This is a genomic window from Pseudomonas sp. MYb13, assembly GCF_002980075.1.
Lineage (GTDB): Bacteria > Pseudomonadota > Gammaproteobacteria > Pseudomonadales > Pseudomonadaceae > Aquipseudomonas > Aquipseudomonas lurida.
In genome coordinates this window covers 308983-325778 of record NZ_PCQI01000001.1, presented here as the reverse complement: position 1 = coordinate 325778, position 16796 = coordinate 308983, and the positions used below count along the sequence as shown (strand labels likewise).

General features: G+C 61.2%; 14 protein-coding genes. 4 read left to right on the top strand and 10 right to left on the bottom strand.

Annotation, left to right across the window (positions count from 1 at the left end; all coding sequences use genetic code 11):
- Positions 1-57 precede the first annotated feature (57 nt).
- Together CQ002_RS01485 and CQ002_RS01480 are read right to left on the bottom strand one after the other, a co-directional pair.
- Complete coding sequence (locus tag CQ002_RS01485; RefSeq protein ID WP_098467570.1) at positions 58-2034, bottom strand: methyl-accepting chemotaxis protein; 1977 nt, start codon at positions 2032-2034, stop codon at positions 58-60.
- A 177-nt stretch (positions 2035-2211) separates the two neighbouring features.
- Positions 2212-3132 (bottom strand): LysR substrate-binding domain-containing protein, encoded by a 921-nt coding sequence (locus CQ002_RS01480; protein WP_034110247.1) that lies wholly within the window; start codon positions 3130-3132, stop codon positions 2212-2214.
- A gap of 150 nt (positions 3133-3282) precedes the next feature.
- Here CQ002_RS01480 and CQ002_RS01475 point away from each other — a divergent pair, with 150 nt between their 5' ends.
- The gene (locus CQ002_RS01475) at positions 3283-4686 is read left to right on the top strand and encodes a NorM family multidrug efflux MATE transporter (protein ID WP_034110248.1); all 1404 of its coding nucleotides are present in this window, start codon (positions 3283-3285) and stop codon (positions 4684-4686) included.
- Positions 4687-4749: 63 nt separating this feature from the next.
- On the opposite strand, the gene CQ002_RS01470 is transcribed toward CQ002_RS01475, so the two are convergent.
- Positions 4750-6414, bottom strand: coding sequence for a bifunctional diguanylate cyclase/phosphodiesterase (locus CQ002_RS01470; RefSeq protein WP_034110249.1), 1665 nt, complete (start codon positions 6412-6414; stop codon positions 4750-4752).
- Positions 6415-6669: 255 nt separating this feature from the next.
- Between CQ002_RS01470 and rep the strand changes: the two genes are divergently transcribed.
- Positions 6670-8679: a DNA helicase Rep gene (gene rep / locus CQ002_RS01465; protein WP_034110251.1), complete on the top strand. Its 2010-nt coding sequence runs from the start codon at positions 6670-6672 to the stop codon at positions 8677-8679.
- Positions 8680-8737: 58 nt separating this feature from the next.
- Complete coding sequence (locus tag CQ002_RS01460; RefSeq protein ID WP_010207474.1) at positions 8738-9310, top strand: xanthine phosphoribosyltransferase; 573 nt, start codon at positions 8738-8740, stop codon at positions 9308-9310.
- Positions 9311-9458: 148 nt separating this feature from the next.
- Here the strand turns inward: CQ002_RS01460 and CQ002_RS01455 are convergent, their stop codons facing one another.
- The 6 genes from CQ002_RS01455 to dadA form a co-directional block, all read right to left on the bottom strand.
- A complete protein-coding gene (locus CQ002_RS01455; protein ID WP_105163048.1) occupies positions 9459-11381 on the bottom strand; it encodes an acetyl-CoA hydrolase/transferase C-terminal domain-containing protein in 1923 nt (640 codons plus the stop codon).
- A gap of 137 nt (positions 11382-11518) precedes the next feature.
- A complete protein-coding gene (locus CQ002_RS01450) occupies positions 11519-11929 on the bottom strand; it encodes a cytochrome c5 family protein (RefSeq protein ID WP_069078558.1) in 411 nt (136 codons plus the stop codon).
- Between the two features lie 181 nt (positions 11930-12110).
- Positions 12111-12659, bottom strand: a complete 549-nt coding sequence (locus CQ002_RS01445) for a cupin domain-containing protein (RefSeq protein WP_003176893.1) — start codon at positions 12657-12659, stop codon at positions 12111-12113.
- A gap of 116 nt (positions 12660-12775) precedes the next feature.
- Positions 12776-13849 carry an alanine racemase gene (gene alr, locus CQ002_RS01440; protein ID WP_105163049.1) on the bottom strand — a complete coding sequence of 358 codons (1074 nt, stop codon included), beginning with the start codon at positions 13847-13849 and terminating at the stop codon, positions 12776-12778.
- A 79-nt stretch (positions 13850-13928) separates the two neighbouring features.
- On the bottom strand, positions 13929-14282 hold the full coding sequence (locus CQ002_RS01435) for a RidA family protein (RefSeq protein WP_105163050.1): 354 nt from the start codon (positions 14280-14282) through the stop codon (positions 13929-13931).
- Positions 14254-15555 carry a D-amino acid dehydrogenase gene (gene dadA, locus CQ002_RS01430; protein ID WP_034110261.1) on the bottom strand — a complete coding sequence of 434 codons (1302 nt, stop codon included), beginning with the start codon at positions 15553-15555 and terminating at the stop codon, positions 14254-14256. Before dadA ends, CQ002_RS01435 begins: the two co-directional genes overlap by 29 nt.
- 156 nt (positions 15556-15711) lie before the next feature.
- Here dadA and CQ002_RS01425 point away from each other — a divergent pair, with 156 nt between their 5' ends.
- On the top strand, positions 15712-16200 hold the full coding sequence (locus CQ002_RS01425; RefSeq protein WP_003176896.1) for an Lrp/AsnC ligand binding domain-containing protein: 489 nt from the start codon (positions 15712-15714) through the stop codon (positions 16198-16200).
- Positions 16201-16328: 128 nt separating this feature from the next.
- Here the strand turns inward: CQ002_RS01425 and CQ002_RS01420 are convergent, their stop codons facing one another.
- On the bottom strand, positions 16329-16682 hold the full coding sequence (locus CQ002_RS01420; protein ID WP_034110263.1) for a YkgJ family cysteine cluster protein: 354 nt from the start codon (positions 16680-16682) through the stop codon (positions 16329-16331).
- Between the last annotated feature and the right edge of the window lie 114 nt (positions 16683-16796).

Sequence of the window (16796 nt, the reverse complement as noted above, 5' to 3'; positions counted from 1 at the left end):
CGTATTCGCGAGCAAGCCCGCTCCCACTCTAGCCTGCGGTGACGACCAGATCAGGCTTCAACGAAAGCGGTCAACTTCATGGCGCAAGCTCGCTGCCAGCGTTTCCAGTTCCTTGGCAGTGATCGCCAGGTTCGACACCACCTCACGCTGCTCGCTGTTGGCCAGCGCGATGCTTTGCAGGTTGCTGCTGAGCAAGGTTGCGGTGCTGCTCTGCTCCTGGGTGGCCGTGGTGATCGCAGCAAATTGCTGGCCGGCCGAGCGGCTTTGCTCATCGATACGTGCCAGGGCGGAGGCCACATCGGCGTTGCGCGACAGACCTTCCTGCATCAACACGTTACCGTGCTCCATGGTGCTGATGGCGTTGCCGGTTTCCTGTTGGATACTCTGGATCATCCCGGAGATTTCGTCGGTGGCCTGGCGAGTGCGCGATGCCAGGTTGCGCACTTCGTCGGCAACCACGGCGAAACCACGGCCCTGCTCACCGGCCCGTGCCGCTTCAATGGCGGCATTGAGCGCCAGCAGGTTGGTCTGTTCGGCGATCGACGTGATCACGCCGACGATTCCGCCGATTTCCTGGGAGCGTTGGCCAAGGGTGTTGATCACCGTGGCGGTGCTGTTCAGCGCCGTGGCAATGTGTTCCAGGGAGGACGACGCTTCTTGCATGGAGGTACGCCCGATGCGGGTTTGCTGGGCGTTTTCCTGGGCCAGGCGTTCGGTGTTGCCCATGTTGTCGGCGATGTTCAGCGAGGTGGCGCTGAACTCTTCGACCGCGCCAGCCATGCTGGTAATCTCGCCGGACTGCTGCTCCATGCCTTCATAGGCCCCACCGGACAAACCAGACAACGCCTGGGCGCGGCTGTTGACCTCTTCGGCGGCGCTACGGATATGCGAGACCATGGTCGACAGCGCTTCACCCATCTGGTTGAAGCTGCGCGCCAACTGGCCGATTTCGTCATGGCTGGACACATTCAGGCGTGCGCTCAAGTCGCCGGCGCCCAGGGCTTCGGCCTGACGCACCAGGTCACTCAGGGGCTGCAACTTGCTGCGCAGTAGCCACACCGCCGCGCCCACCGCGAACAGCATCGCCAGCACACTGCCAATTACCAGGCGAATACCCACGGCCCAGGTGACTTCGCGGATTTCCGCCTTCGGCAGGCTGGCCACGACGGACCACGGTCCGCCTTCAAAAGGCACCGAGACGCTGTAGAAGTCTTCGTTCTTGTCACTCCAGAAGCGGCCCTTACCCGGGGTTTTCGTCAGGTCGAGCATCACCGCAATCGCCTGATCCAGCGCTTGTACACCGGCCGGCGGCACCAGCCAGCGTTTCTGCTCATCCAGCAAGGCCAGGGAACCGGTCTTGCCGATACGGAAGCGCTTGAGGTTTTCGAACTGGGCGTTCTGGGCATCGGTGTAGTCGAAGCCGACAAACAGCACCGCAATCACTTTGCCGGCCGCATCACGCACCGGGGTGTACTGGGTCATGTAGGACCGTTCGAACAGCACCGCACGGCCGACGTAACTCTGTCCGGCGAGCAGGCGTTGATACGCCGGATGCTGGTGATCCAGGGCGGTACCGATGGCGCGGTTGCCGTCCTGCTTGGTCAGCGATGTACTGATGCGGATGAAGTCTTCACCGCTGCGCACGAACACCGTGGCCACGCCGCCGGAGGTGTCCTTGAACTCATCGACCTCACTGAAATCGTTGTTCAACACGTCGCTGCCCAGGAACAGGCTGGGTGTCTGCACACCGGCCACGGTCACAGGCTGGTCAGCACGCATGCTCAAGCCGGCGCCGAAGCGCTTTTCAAACAACCCGCTCAAACGCTGGGTACTTTCGCGCAAGGTGCCGTGGAAGGTGTTGAGCTGGTCGGCGAGCAAACGCGCCTCGCTGGCCAGGTGTTCCTCTCGGGTGTCGAGGTTGGCGGAGTCGAGCGAACGCAAGGCAAACACGGTACTGCCGCTGATGACGACAGCCAGAATCACCGCTAGTGCGAGGCCTAGTTGTGAGGCTATCCGGGCGCGAGGTTGAGACATGAAGGCTCCTGGCCGAGGCCAGGATCATCCTGATCTCATAGCGCTGCTCGGCAAATTATCTAGTGGGAAACGTTGGTGCACGATGGTTCCAACACTCCTACTTCGGCTGGACGAGGCAATACTTGAGCGAATCACAGGGGTATCACGCAAACGATTGCATGACCCGTTTGCCGTCGCTCAATCAAGGCGTTCGACACGGGGCAATTCCATGGCCTTGACTTCCGCCTGCAGAAACTCCGCCAAACGCCGCAAACGCTCGCCGCCAGGACGGGTTTTTGGCCACACCAAGTAGTAATTTTCGCCACTGGCCACGGCGGTTGGCCAAGGCAGGCTCAGCCGTCCCTGGGCGACGTCTTCGGCCACCATCAGCAAGTCGCCCATGGACACGCCATAGCCCCGCGCGGCGGCGATCATGCCCAATTCGAGGGTGTCGAATACCTGCCCGCCCTTGAGCGACACCTGGGTAGACAGCCCCATGCGATCCAGCCAATTGCGCCAATCGCGGCGGTCGGGCGTGGGGTGCAGCAATTCGGCGGTGGCCAGGCGTGTGGCATCCCAGGGCCCATCCGCCAACAGGTTGGGGGCGCCAACCGGAATCAGAAATTCCGGGAATAGATAACTGGCCTCCCAGTCCGCCGGAAAGTGCCCAAAACTCAGCAGCACCGCACAGTCGAACGGCTCCTGGTTGAAGTCCACCTCGTCCACGTTCATCCAGGCGCTGGTCAGTTGCACTTCATTGCCCGGCTGTAACGCCCGAAAACGACTGAGCCGCGCCAGCAGCCAACGCATGGTCAGTGTCGACGGCGCCTTCATGCGCAGGATGTCATCTTCGGCATTCAGGGTATGGCAGGCCCGCTCCAGGGCGGCGAAACCTTCGCGAACACCGGGCAACAGCAGGCGTGCAGCTTCGGTGAGCTGCAGGGTGCGGCCGCTGCGCTGGAACAGGCGACAGGCGAAATGCTCCTCCAATGTGCGGATATGTCGGCTCACCGCACTTTGAGTAATGGACAACTCCTCCGCCGCGCGGGTGAAGGAGTTGTGCCGGGATGCCGCCTCAAACGCACGGAGGGCATACAGCGGAGGAAGACGACGCGACATCTGGGAAGACTCCTACAGGCAATGCGGTAACGTACCAGATTCATTCAGCATGAGTTTTACTCATGCGAGCAATCGCTTTTATCCCTTTGTGCATTGGGCTGGGAGCGCTGAGAATCAACCCTTGCGCAACCTTCTGACTTTTCGAGTGTGATGATCATGCAGCATCCGGCACGTACCGAACTCTGGGCCATTCTGCGGCTGTCGGGGCCGTTGATTGCCTCACAGTTGGCGCACATGCTGATGGTGCTGACCGACACCCTGATGATGGCCCGCCTTAGCCCCGAAGCCTTGGCCGGTGGCGGCTTGGGCGCGGCGAGCTATTCGTTCGTGTCGATTTTCTGCATTGGCGTAATTGCTGCGGTGGGCACCCTTGTGGCCATCCGTCACGGCGCGGGCGATATCGAAGGCGCCACCCGCCTGACCCAGGCCGGGCTGTGGCTGGCTTGGCTGATGGCCTTGGCCGCAGGCTTGCTGCTGTGGAACCTCAAGCCGCTGCTGCTGATGTTCGGCCAGACCGAAACCAATGTGCACTCGGCCGGGCAATTCCTGACGATCCTGCCGTTCGCCCTGCCTGGCTTCCTGAGCTTCATGGCCCTTCGCGGCTTCACCAGCGCGATTGGCCAGGCCAAGCCGGTGATGGTGATCAGCCTCGGCGGTGCAGTGGCTAATTACCTGCTCAACCATGCATTGATCGAAGGCATGTTCGGCCTGCCGAAACTGGGCCTGATGGGCATCGGCCTGGTCACGGCCGTCGTCGCCAACGGCATGGCGTTGGCGCTGATGTGGTACATCCACCGCAACCGTACCTATGCTGCCTACCCGCTGAGCACCGGCCTGCTGCGGCTCAATACCCAGTATCTGCGCGAGTTGTGGCGCCTGGGCCTGCCGATCGGTGGCACCTATGCGGTGGAAGTCGGGTTGTTTGCCTTTGCGGCGCTGTGCATGGGCACCATGGGCAGCACACAGTTGGCGGCGCATCAGGTCGCACTGCAGATCGTCTCGGTGGCGTTCATGGTGCCCGCGGGGATGTCCTATGCGGTGACCATGCGCATCGGCCAGCATTACGGCGCCGGGCGACTGCTGCAGGCACGCCTGGCCGGGCGCGTCGGCATAGGATTCGGCGCGGCGGTGATGTTGGGATTTGCCGCGATGCTGTGGCTGTTTTCCGATCCGCTGATCGGACTGCTCATCGACCACAACGACCCGGCGTTCCACGATGTGATCGTCCTGGCCGTCAGCCTGCTGGCCGTCGCCGCGTGGTTCGAGCTGTTCGACGGCGTGCAAACCATCGCCATGGGCTGCATTCGCGGGCTCAAAGACGCCAAGACCACCTTTCTGATCGGCGCGGGCTGCTACTGGTTGATCGGCGCACCGTCGGCCTGGCTGATGGCCTTCACCCTGGGCTGGGGACCGACTGGCGTGTGGTGGGGGCTGGCGCTGGGCCTGGCGTGCGCGGCGGTCAGCCTGACCTGGGCGTTTGAGGCGAAGATGAAGCGGATGATTCGGCGAGAGCCTGAAACCTACAGCACGTTGCACGCGGCCCAGCCGGACTGAAGGATGTCAGCGGTCGGTGTGGGAGCAGGCAAGCCAGCGCCCACCGCTGATTGGGTTCGCAACTCAACCCAGCAAGGCCTGCTGGCCTTTACCGAAAGTCAGGTACTCCACAAGCTCCGGTAGCGGCAACGGCTTGCTGATCAGATAGCCCTGGGCCTGGTCGCAGCCAAACAAGCGCAACAGCGCCAGTTGCTCCGGTGTTTCCACACCTTCGGCGACCACCTCCAGGTTGAGGTTGTGCGCCAGGTTGATCATGGCATGCACCAGCTTGCGGTTCTCTTCGCGCTCTTCCATGCCGCCGACAAAGCTCTTGTCGATCTTCAACAAGGCAATCGGCAGGCTGTTGAGGTGCACGAACGAAGAGAAGCCTGTACCGAAGTCATCCAGGGAGAACCGCACACCCAGGCGACCGAGGGCGTCCATGGTTTGCTTGACCAGGTCACTGCGACGCATCACGGCCGTTTCGGTGAGTTCGAACTCCAACCATTGCGCTTCCACCCCACGCTCGGCAATCAGCCGGCTGAGGGTCGAGAGCAACTGGCTGTCCTGGAACTGACGGAACGACAGGTTGACGGCCATGTGCAGCGGCGGCAGGCCGCGTTCACGCAGGTCCTGCATGTCACGCAGGGCCCGGGAGATCACCCAGTAGCCCAACGGCACGATCAGGCCACTCTGCTCGGCCAGGGGCACGAATTCACTCGGCGGCAACAGGCCACGCTCGCCATGACGCCAGCGCACCAGGGCCTCCAGGCCGACGATATGCCCGTCGTCCAAGTCCAGGCGCGGCTGGTAGTGCAACTCCAGCTCATCACGCCGCAAGGCGCGGCGCAGCTCGCTTTCCAGGTCGGCCAGGCTGCGCGCGTTGCGATTGATACGTTCGTTGAAGATATGAAAGGTGCAGCCCTGGGTGCTCTTGGCTTGCTGCATGGCGATATGGGCGTGCCACATCAGCGGGTCGGCCCCGGCGCGGGCGCGGGCATGCGCCACTCCCAGGCTGCAACCGATCAGCAGGCTTTCGCCATCCACCCAGTAGGGTTCGGCCATGACTTCGGTGATGCGCTCGGCCATCCACTCGGCGCGCTGGGGCGCCCGGCGGGTGTCGATCAGCAGGGCGAATTCGTCGCTGCCCAGGCGCGCCAGTTGGTCGCCGACCTCGAGCTGGCTCTTGAGCCGCGACACCACTTGCAGGATCAACCGATCGCCAGCCTGATGGCCGAGGGCATCGTTGGCGTGACGGAAGTTATCGAGGTCCAGGTGACCGAGGGCCAGGCCACGGCCTTCATTCTCGGCCAGGCGTGCGGTCAGCAGGGTCTGGAAGCCCTGGCGGTTGGCGATACCGGTGAGCGGGTCCTGTTCGGCCAAGCGTTGCAGGGTGTTTTCCAGCACGCCACGCTCGCGGACATGCCGCAGGCAGCGGCGTAATGTATCGGCGTCCAATACATCACGCACCAGCCAGTCGCTGACGCCAAGGGGCGAAACCAGGGGTTCCTGCTCCAGCAGCAACACACAGGGCAGGCTGCAACGGCCAGGCCCGGGCTGCAGGCTGGGCGTGGTCAACAGCACCGCGCTGTGGTCGTCATCGAACAGACGGCTCACGGAATCCCAGTTTGGCGCACTGATCAGCACAGCCCCATCGCCCATCGGCGCCAGGCACTCGCGCAATAACGCTGCCCACGCGGGCTCATCGGCCAGCAGCAGCAAACGCAAGGGTTCGACAGGCGTAGACAAGCTAGCTCCCTAGACTCTGCAAAAATTCGTGGCGGCGGGCATTATGACGTGCGCCCTGATAATCACCAATGATAGGGGTTATCAAACACGCGAACTGTAAACATTAGTCTCAAACAACCCCGACATCCTGCGGCAAAGTATCAAAACCGGCAAATTTAGATCGAGTGGTACGTCACACTGTCGTTCTGACAGGGCAGAATCCTGCCAGCCTGTTAAAATGCCCGCCCTTTTGAATAACGACTCCCTGAATTCCGTATGTCCCGACTCAATCCCCGGCAGCAAGAAGCCGTGAACTACGTCGGCGGCCCTCTATTGGTGCTCGCCGGTGCAGGCTCCGGCAAGACCAGTGTGATCACCCGCAAGATCGCACACCTGATCCAGCATTGCGGCATTCGCGCCCAGTACATTGTCGCCATGACGTTTACCAACAAGGCGGCGCGGGAAATGAAAGAGCGCGTCGGTACCCTGCTCAAGGGTGGCGAAGGCCGTGGCCTCACGGTGTGCACCTTCCACAACCTGGGGCTGAACATCATCCGCAAGGAACATGTGCGGCTGGGCTACAAGCCGGGCTTCTCGATCTTCGACGAGGCCGACGTGAAGTCGCTGATGACCGACATCATGCAAAAGGAATACGCAGGCGACGACGGCGTGGATGAGATCAAGAACATGATCGGCGCCTGGAAAAACGACCTGATCCTGCCCGCCCAAGCCCTGGAAAACGCACGCAACCCCAAGGAACAGACCGCCGCCATCGTCTACACCCACTATCAGCGCACGCTCAAGGCGTTCAACGCGGTGGACTTCGACGACCTGATCCTGCTGCCGGTGAAGCTGTTCGAGGAACACGCCGACATCCTCGAAAAATGGCAGAACAAGGTGCGCTACCTGCTGGTGGACGAATACCAGGACACCAACGCCAGCCAATACCTGCTGGTGAAAATGCTGATCGGCAAGCGTAACCAGTTCACCGTGGTAGGCGACGACGACCAGTCGATCTATGCCTGGCGTGGCGCCCGTCCGGAAAACCTGATGCTGCTCAAGGACGACTACCCGTCCCTGAAAGTGGTGATGCTGGAGCAGAACTACCGCTCCACCAGCCGCATCCTGCGGTGCGCCAACGTACTGATCTCGAACAACCCCCACGAGTTTGAAAAACAACTGTGGAGCGAGATGGGCCATGGCGATGAGATCCGCGTGATCCGCTGCCGCAACGAAGACGCCGAAGCCGAACGCGTGGCCGTGGAAATCCTCAGCCTGCACTTGCGCACCGACCGGCCCTACAGCGACTTTGCGATCCTGTACCGCGGCAACTACCAGGCCAAGCTGATCGAGCTGAAATTGCAACATCACCAGGTGCCGTATCGCCTGTCGGGCGGCAACAGCTTTTTCGGGCGCCAGGAAGTCAAGGACCTGATGGCGTATTTCCGGCTGATCGTGAACCCGGACGACGACAACGCCTTCCTGCGCGTGATCAACGTACCGCGCCGCGAAATCGGCTCCACCACGTTGGAAAAGCTCGGCAACTACGCCACGGAACGCAAGATCTCGATGTACGCCGCCACCGATGAAATCGGCCTGGGCGAACACCTGGACTCGCGCTTCACCGATCGCCTGTCGCGCTTCAAGCGCTTCATGGACAAGGTGCGCGAGCAGTGCGCCGGCGAAGACCCCATCAGCGCGCTGCGCAGCATGGTCATGGACATCGACTACGAAAACTGGCTGCGCACCAACAGCTCCAGCGACAAGGCTGCGGACTACCGCATGAGCAACGTCTGGTTCCTGATCGAGGCGCTGAAGAACACCCTGGAAAAAGACGAAGACGGCGAGATGACCGTCGAAGATGCCATCGGCAAGCTGGTGCTGCGCGACATGCTCGAGCGCCAGCAGGAAGAAGAAGACGGCGCCGAGGGTGTGCAGATGATGACCTTGCATGCCTCCAAGGGCCTGGAATTCCCCTACGTGTTCATCATGGGCATGGAAGAGGAAATCCTCCCGCACCGCTCCAGCATTGAAGCCGACACCATCGAAGAGGAACGCCGCCTGGCCTACGTGGGCATTACCCGCGCGCGCCAGACCCTGGCCTTCACCTTCGCCGCCAAGCGCAAGCAATACGGCGAAATCATCGATTGTGCCCCCAGCCGGTTCCTGGATGAACTGCCGCCGGACGACCTGGCCTGGGAAGGCAATGACGACACCCCGACCGAGGTGAAGGCCGTTCGCGGCAACACCGCCTTGGCGGATATACGCGCGATGTTAAAGCGCTAGAATCGACTACTTTTTAATCTACTTTCGGCGCGCACCGCGCCATTAGAGGAAGCTTTCCGTGGAAGCACTGCATAAGAAAATTCGCGAAGAAGGCATCGTGCTTTCCGACCAGGTACTCAAGGTCGACGCCTTTCTGAACCACCAGATCGACCCGGCACTGATGAAGCTGATCGGCGACGAATTCGCCGCATTGTTCAAGGACTCGGGCATCACCAAGATCGTCACCATCGAAGCCTCGGGCATCGCCCCTGCGATCATGACCGGCTTGAACCTGGGCGTACCGGTGATCTTCGCACGCAAGCAGCAATCCCTGACCTTGACGGAAAACCTGCTGTCGGCAACGGTGTATTCCTTCACCAAGAAGGTCGAAAGCACTGTCGCGATCTCCCCACGTCACCTGACCAGCAGCGACCGCGTGCTGGTGATCGATGACTTCCTGGCCAATGGCAAGGCGTCCCAGGCGCTGATCTCGATCATCAAGCAGGCCGGCGCAACCGTGGCAGGCTTGGGGATCGTCATCGAGAAGTCGTTCCAGGGCGGGCGTGCCGAGCTGGACGCACAGGGATACCGCGTGGAATCCCTGGCGCGGGTCAAATCCCTCGCCGGTGGTGTGGTCACGTTCATCGAGTAATCGATAACACCCTGATTGTTTGGGGCGGGCACCATCCAACAGGTGGGAGCGAGCTTGCCTGCGACAGCGGAGTGTCAGGCGACAGAGATGTCGCCGGTCAGGCCCTCATCGCAGGCAAGCCCGCTCCCACATTGGTTTTGGGGTGTTTTTAGTGCGCGGTGGCCTGGAGGCCGGCGAGCAGCAGGCGCTGATAGAGGTCTTCTTTCAAACCCTGCGGGTTATCCAACCGCATCCGCTCAAGATGCTTGGTATACGCCTGCGGCTCCGGCGCATCCAGCGCCGCCTTGCCCAACTCCAGAATCTCCGTGAGCTTGAATTTACTCTTGAGCCAGTTCAGCGCCCGCAGCAAGTCCCGCTCCTCATCCGTGAAGTCGCTGCCCAGCGGATATTCCGGGAACAGCCGGCGATGGCGCCCTTGAATAGCCTGCAGCCGCTCCGGCGTGTTGTCGGCAAAGCGCGGATCGAGCCTGAAATCCTTGGGCAACTTGCCCGCCTTTTGCGCCTGCTCGATCAAGTCATCCTGGAAGCGTGAGTCGGTGACATTGAGCAACGCTTCGATCACCTTGGCATCGGTCTGCCCACGCAAGTCGGCAATGCCGTACTCGGTGATGACAATATCCCGCAGGTGCCGAGGAATCGTGCAGTGGCCGTATTCCCACACGATGTTGGAACTGACCTCGCCCGCCGATTCGCGCCAGCTGCGCAAGATCAGGATCGAGCGAGCACCTTCCAGGGCATGGCCTTGGGCAACGAAATTGTATTGCCCGCCCACGCCGCTGAGCACGCCCCCGCCTTCAAGCTGGTCCGCCACGCCCGCCCCCAGCAAGGTCACCATGATCGCGCTGTTGATGAACCGCGCATCCAGGCGCTGCAGGCGCTTGAGTGCTTCCTGGCCGTACAGCTCGTTGATGTAGCTGATGCGGGTCATATTGAATTCGAGGCGCTTGGCGTGGGTCATTTCCTGCAGGCGCTGGTAAAAACTTCTCGGGCCCAGGAAGAACCCGCCGTGGATCGAGATGCCGTCGGGCTGCGCAGCATCGTCGAGCGTGCCGGCGTTAGCCTGCTCCTGCGTCGCCACATCCGGGTAGACCTTGCGGCGGATAATCCCCGCGTCCGCCAGCACCAGCAGGCCGTTGACGAACATTTCGCTGCAACCGTAGAGGCCACGGGCGAAAGGATCGACACCGCCTTCTCGGCTGATCAAGGGCGCCCATTGATACACATCGAGGTCTGTCAGCAACAGTCGGTACGCTTCGTTATCCGCCTGGCGCGCCAGCAGTGCGGCCGTCAGTGCATCGCCCATCGAGCCGATGCCGATCTGCAAGGTGCCGCCATCGCGTACCAGGGTACTGGCATGCAGGCCGATAAAGTGGTCCTGGAAACCCACCGGCATATTCGGCGTTGAGAACAGCGTGGTGCTGTCTTTTTCATCGATCAGGTAATCGAAGGCATCCATGCCCAGTTCGGCGTCGCCGGGCATGTAGGGCAAATCGCTGTGAACCTGACCCACGACCAGTACGGTTTCACCGGCCTCACGGCGCTTGGCGATCATAGGCAGCAGGTCGAGGGTAATGTCCGGGTTGCAACTCAAGCTCAGCCGATCAGGATGTTCGGAGCTGCTGGCGACCAATTGCGCCACCAGGTTCAGGCCTGCGGCGTTGATGTCGCGGGCGGCGTGGCTGTAGTTGCTGCTGACGTAGTCCTGCTGGGCCGACTCGCTGTGGAGCAGGCTGCCGGGCTGCATGAAGAACTGCTGCACGTGGATGTTTTTCGGCAGGCTGTCCTTGTGCAGGTCGGCGAGGAAGTCCAGCTCGGGGTAATCGCCAAACACTCGCTCGATAAACGGTTCGAGAAAGCGCTTCTGCAAGCCATCGCCCATCTTCGGGCGGCCCAGGCTCAACGCGGTATAGATCGTCAGCGCCCGCTCGGGCATCTTGGCGATCCGCCGATACAGCGCGTTAGCGAACAGGTTCGGCTTGCCCAGGCCAAGTGGCATGCCCATGTGGATATGCGCCGGCAACCGCTCCAGTACATCGTCAACTGCTTGCTCGATTGAACACAACTGCACCATCCGACCCTCCTGAACATTCCATGATTAGGGGTTGGACCGAGCTTGCCGGGTCTTTGCTGCAAAGAATAGCCTTGAGGCGTAAATAGCGGGCACAAAAAAGCCGCTCGTAAGCGGCATTTTTGGCGAAGATCGGCTGATTAGAGGCCGGACATCTTCTTGATGGCCCCTTTCAGGTCATCGTCCGAGCAGTCAGAGCAAGTGCCTTTTGGCGGCATGGCATTGATACCCGTAATCGCCTTGGCCAGGATGCCATCGAGGCCGCCCTGGTGGTCAGCACGCTCTTTCCAGGCGGCGGTGTCGCCGATTTTCGGCGCGCCCAGCAGGCCGGTGCCATGGCAAGCGTTGCAGTGCTTGGCGATGATCTCATCCGGCGTTTTCGCAGCGCCGCCGCCTGCGGCTACCGCCACTTCCATGCCTTTGCATTCCTGGCCCTGGACGCAAACCTGGCCGACAGGCTCCAGGCGCTTGGCAATCTCATCATTGGTCGCAGCTTGAGCGCTGACAGCCCATAGGGCCAGTACGGTTGCTGGTGCAGCCAGCATTTTCATAATTAGGTTCACGCGTTCACCCTCAATGGTGGCTATTCACGCCTGCGGCCACGGTTTCGCAGGCGGCGAAAGTATAACGGTTAGCCCGCCCGGCCGAAACAACCCTATTAAATAAAGGGAGATTCGGCCTCACGGATACTGCTGCGGGTGTCTCTGCAACGCTGGCAGGACGCCTCTTCTGTTAAAAGTTCGCGGGTGTGGCTGCGCTGATTAGTCGCGCCGGCACGTCGAACGGGTTGCGAAAACGGTGGGGCTTGGTGCTTTCAAAGTAGTAGCTATCGCCAGCTTCGAGCACAAAAGTTTCAAGACCGACCACCAACTCCAGGCGACCCTCCACCAGAATCCCGGTTTCCTCGCCTTCGTGGGTGAGCATTTCTTCGCCCGTGTCGGCGCCCGGTGGGTAGATTTCGTTGAGGAACGCAATCGCCCGGCTGGGGTGTGCGCGGCCTACCAGTTTCATGGTGACGGCGCCGTCAGAGATGTCGATGAGCTCATTGGCTTTATAGACGATCTGCGTCGGTATTTCCTGGAGGATTTCCTCGGAAAAGAACTCGACCATCGACATGGGGATGCCGCCCAGCACCTTGCGCAAGGAGCTGATCGAGGGGCTGACACTGTTTTTTTCGATCATCGAAATGGTGCTGTTGGTGACACCCGCGCGCTTGGCGAGCTCGCGCTGGGAAAGACCCTTCAGTTTACGGATGGATTGCAGTCGTTCGCCGACGTCCAATGCAGGAGCCTCCTAGGATTCAGGCTTTGTTGTAATTGAGCGTTATCATGGCGACAGCGTTCAGTATTTACAACACTTGGGCCTAAATCCCGGGCGCTTGCGTTCGTACCTGCCGGTCAAGCCCCGGAATAGAGCCTTGGCACGCGGCGCAGGTTGCAGAACAACTGATAGGGAATGGTCTCGGCAGCCACCGCGACTTCACTCGCGAGGATGTTCTTGCCCCACAGCTCCACCGTGGAACCGAGACCGGCCTGAGGCACGTCCGTCAGGTCGATGCACAGCATGTCCATGGACACGCGACCCAGCAATTGGCTGCGTTGCCCGGCGACCAGCACCGGTGTGCCCGTCGGTGCGTGGCGCGGGTAACCATCGGCATAACCCATGGCGACTACGCCGATCCGCATGGGTTTTGGCGTGATGAACTTGGCCCCATAGCCCACCGGCTCACCGGCCGGCAGTTCACGTACGCAGATAACCTTGGACTCCAGGGTCATCACCGGCTGCAAACGCGAGGCCACGGCCTGGTCTTCGCCAAAGGGCGTAGCGCCGTAGAGCATGATGCCGGGGCGCACCCAATCGCTGGACACCTCCGGCCAGCCCATCACCGACGGTGAGTTGCGCAGGCTGACCTCGGCCGACAAGCCCTGGCGCGCGGCGTCGAACACCGCCACCTGTTCATTACTGCGCACGCAGTCAAGTTCATCGGCGCGCGCAAAGTGGCTCATCAGCACGATCTTGGCCACTTTGCCGCTGGCCAGCAGGCGCTGATAGGCCTCCTGATAATCCTTGGGATGCAGGCCAACACGGTGCATGCCCGAGTCAAGCTTGAGCCAGATGGTCAGCGGCGTGTTCAAGGCGGCCTGCTCGATAGCCTCCAGTTGCCACAGCGAATGCACCACGCACCAGAAATCATGCTCGATGATCAGCGGCAGCTCGTCGGCCTCGAAAAAGCCTTCCAGCAGCAGCACCGGCGCGCGAATCCCGGCGGCACGCAGTTCCAGGGCTTCTTCGATGCAGGCCACGGCAAACCCGTCCGCCTCGGCTTCCAGCGCCTGGGCCACGCGCACGGCGCCATGGCCATAGGCATCGGCCTTGACCACGGCAAGGGCCTTGGCCCCCGTGACTTCACGGGCCAATTGATAGTTATGGCGCAGGGCTTGGAGGTCGATCAGGGCACGGGCAGGACGCATGGCGGCAGGCTTCTAGGCGGCAAGTGAAGAAAAAACCGGTACCGACCGACAGCTTCGGTACCGGGAGAGGGATCGTTGTTTAAGGCAGTGCCGCCACGACGGACAGCTCTACCAGGATCTGCGGTTCGCACAGCTTGGCTTCAACCGTGGCACGGGCCGGAGCAACGCCCTTGGGCAGCCACTTGTCCCACACCGCGTTCATGCCGGCGAAATCCGCGTCGATGTCTTTCATGTAGATCGTCACCGACAGCAGTTTGGTCTTGTCGGTGCCGGCCAGGTCCAGCAAGCGCTCGATATTGGCCAGGGTTTCACGGGTTTGCTGCTCAATCCCGGCGTTCATGTCGTCGCCGACTTGCCCGGCCAGGTACACGGTACCGCTGTGGACAACAATCTGGCTCATGCGCTCATTGGTGAGCTGGCGCTGGATTGACATGTTTTGCGGACTCCTGGTGGTTGCCATAACGGGAAATATCGAGGCCCTCAGCACTGATCTGCGGGGTTTTCTTCGCCATCAGGTCGGCGAGCAAACGCCCGGAGCCACAGGCCATGGTCCAACCAAGGGTGCCGTGGCCCGTATTCAGGAACAGGTTCTTGAATGGGGTGGCACCGACAATCGGCGTGCCGTCGGGTGTGGTCGGACGCAGGCCGGTCCAGAAACTGGCTTCGGTCAGATCGCCCCCCTGAGGATAAAGGTCGTTGACGATCATCTCCAGGGTTTCGCGTCGGCGCGGGTTCAGCGACAGGTCAAAACCGGCTATTTCAGCCATACCGCCAACGCGGATGCGGTTGTCGAAACGCGTGATCGCGACCTTGTAGGTTTCGTCGAGAATGGTCGAAGTCGGCGCCATCGCCGGGTTGGTGATCGGCACGGTCAGCGAGTAACCCTTGAGCGGGTACACCGGTGCCTTGATCCCCAGCGGCTTGAGCAACTTCGGCGAGTAGCTGCCCAGGGCCAGCACGTAGCGGTCGGCGGTTTCCAGCTTGCCATCGATCCATACGCCGTTGATGCGGTCACCGGCGTAGTCGAGGCGCTGGATGTCTTGTTCGAAGCGGAACTCCACGCCCAACTGCTTGCACATGTCGGCCAGGCGAGTGGTGAACATCTGGCAGTCACCGGTCTGGTCGTTAGGCAGGCGCAGGGCACCGGCAAGGATATCGGTGACGCTGGCCAGGGCCGGCTCAACCCGGGCAATACCGGCGCGGTCGAGCAGCTCGAACGGCACGCCAGACTCCTTCAACACGGCGATGTCCTTGGCAGCGCCATCAAGCTGTGCCTGGGTGCGGAACAGTTGCGTCGTACCGAGGCTGCGGCCTTCGTAGGCAATGCCGGTCTCGGCGCGCAGTTCGTCGAGGCAGTCGCGGCTGTACTCGGACAGGCGCACCATGCGCTCCTTGTTCACTGCATAGCGGCTGGCGGTGCAGTTGCGCAGCATCTGCGCCATCCACAGGTACTGATCGATATCGGCGGTGGCCTTGATCGCCAGCGGCGCATGACGTTGCAGCAGCCACTTGATGGCCTTGAGCGGCACGCCCGGCGCCGCCCAGGGCGAGGCATAGCCCGGGGACACCTGGCCGGCGTTGGCGAAACTGGTCTCCATGGCGGCAGCAGGCTGACGGTCGACCACGACGACTTCAAAGCCGGCCCGAGCCAAATAGTAGGCACTGGTCACACCAATGACGCCGCTACCCAAGACCAGAACGCGCATTTTTATATCCTCATCGCGGGCATGGCCGCTGACGTGTGTTGTTCGAGCAATGATGAGCGCAGTGTAAAAAACAATTGCCAGTGCATTTCACTATATAACTGCCTATATTTGGCGACAATTCTCGGCAAAAAACCTTTTCACAGAGGCGTATCCCCTATGCGTACCAACACCCAGACCAAGCGGGAGCTGGACAAGATCGACCGCAACATCCTGCGAATCCTGCAAACCGATGGGCGCATTTCGTTCACGGAGTTGGGAGAGAAGGTTGGGCTGTCGACAACGCCGTGCACTGAGCGGGTCCGCCGGCTGGAGCGCGAAGGGATCATCATGGGCTATAACGCACGCCTCAATCCCCAGCATTTGAAGGGCAGTTTGCTGGTATTTGTCGAGATCAGCCTCGATTACAAATCCGGCGACACGTTCGAGGAATTCCGCCGCGCGGTGCTGAAACTGCCCCATGTGCTGGAGTGCCACTTGGTGTCGGGTGATTTCGACTACTTGGTGAAGGCGCGGATTTCCGAGATGGCGTCGTACCGCAAATTGCTTGGCGATATCCTGCTCAAGCTGCCCCATGTGCGCGAGTCGAAGAGTTATATCGTGATGGAAGAGGTGAAGGAGAGCCTGAACCTGCCGATCCCGGATTGACTAGCGCAACACGGTCAACTGTGGGAGCTGGCTTGCCTGCGATGGTGTTACATCAGCCAGCCTCTGTTTCGACTGGCACGCCACAATTGCAGGCAGGCCAGCCCCACATTGTTGACCGCGTACGTTCGCTAGACCAGCACCTGCCGGGTGCTGGCCATGTATTCGTGGATCTGTTTTTCCACCCGTGGGTGAATCAGCTCGACAGGCCTGCGCCCATTGGGGCACGGCAAGGTCTTGGTGGTGCCGAACAGCCTGCAGATCAGCGGGCGTTCGTCATACACCGTGCAACCCATCGGCCCCAGGTGCACGCAATTCAGCTCATCCATGGCCGCATCTTGCTCGGCAGCGGTCTTGCGCGGCAGGCGCGACATTTCTTCGGGCGAGGTGGTCACCGGACCACAGCAATCGTGGCATCCAGGGACGCACTCGAACGATGGAATCTGCCTGCGCAGTGCGCTGATCTTCTGACTGTTGCAACTCATCGAAACACATACCGAACGGCGAATAGGCGTGGATTCTGCCGCAAAACGCCCTGCGCAGACAGCTTCGTCCGACCGCTGTATCCTGCGTCAAATTTTCCAAACAGGGATGCTCCC

What these genes read in the sequence shown, in the direction of transcription:
- CQ002_RS01485 (WP_098467570.1), bottom strand. Translation starts at nt 2,034, where the DNA reads ATGTCTCAACCTCGCGCCCGGATAGCCTCACAACTAGGCCTCGCACTA.
- CQ002_RS01480 (WP_034110247.1), bottom strand. Translation starts at nt 3,132, where the DNA reads ATGTCGCGTCGTCTTCCTCCGCTGTATGCCCTCCGTGCGTTTGAGGCG.
- CQ002_RS01475 (WP_034110248.1), top strand. Translation starts at nt 3,283, where the DNA reads ATGATCATGCAGCATCCGGCACGTACCGAACTCTGGGCCATTCTGCGG.
- rep (WP_034110251.1), top strand. Translation starts at nt 6,670, where the DNA reads ATGTCCCGACTCAATCCCCGGCAGCAAGAAGCCGTGAACTACGTCGGC.
- CQ002_RS01455 (WP_105163048.1), bottom strand. Translation starts at nt 11,381, where the DNA reads ATGGTGCAGTTGTGTTCAATCGAGCAAGCAGTTGACGATGTACTGGAG.
- CQ002_RS01450 (WP_069078558.1), bottom strand. Translation starts at nt 11,929, where the DNA reads ATGAAAATGCTGGCTGCACCAGCAACCGTACTGGCCCTATGGGCTGTC.
- alr (WP_105163049.1), bottom strand. Translation starts at nt 13,849, where the DNA reads ATGCGTCCTGCCCGTGCCCTGATCGACCTCCAAGCCCTGCGCCATAAC.
- CQ002_RS01435 (WP_105163050.1), bottom strand. Translation starts at nt 14,282, where the DNA reads ATGTCAATCCAGCGCCAGCTCACCAATGAGCGCATGAGCCAGATTGTT.
- dadA (WP_034110261.1), bottom strand. Translation starts at nt 15,555, where the DNA reads ATGCGCGTTCTGGTCTTGGGTAGCGGCGTCATTGGTGTGACCAGTGCC.
- CQ002_RS01425 (WP_003176896.1), top strand. Translation starts at nt 15,712, where the DNA reads ATGCGTACCAACACCCAGACCAAGCGGGAGCTGGACAAGATCGACCGC.
- CQ002_RS01420 (WP_034110263.1), bottom strand. Translation starts at nt 16,682, where the DNA reads ATGAGTTGCAACAGTCAGAAGATCAGCGCACTGCGCAGGCAGATTCCA.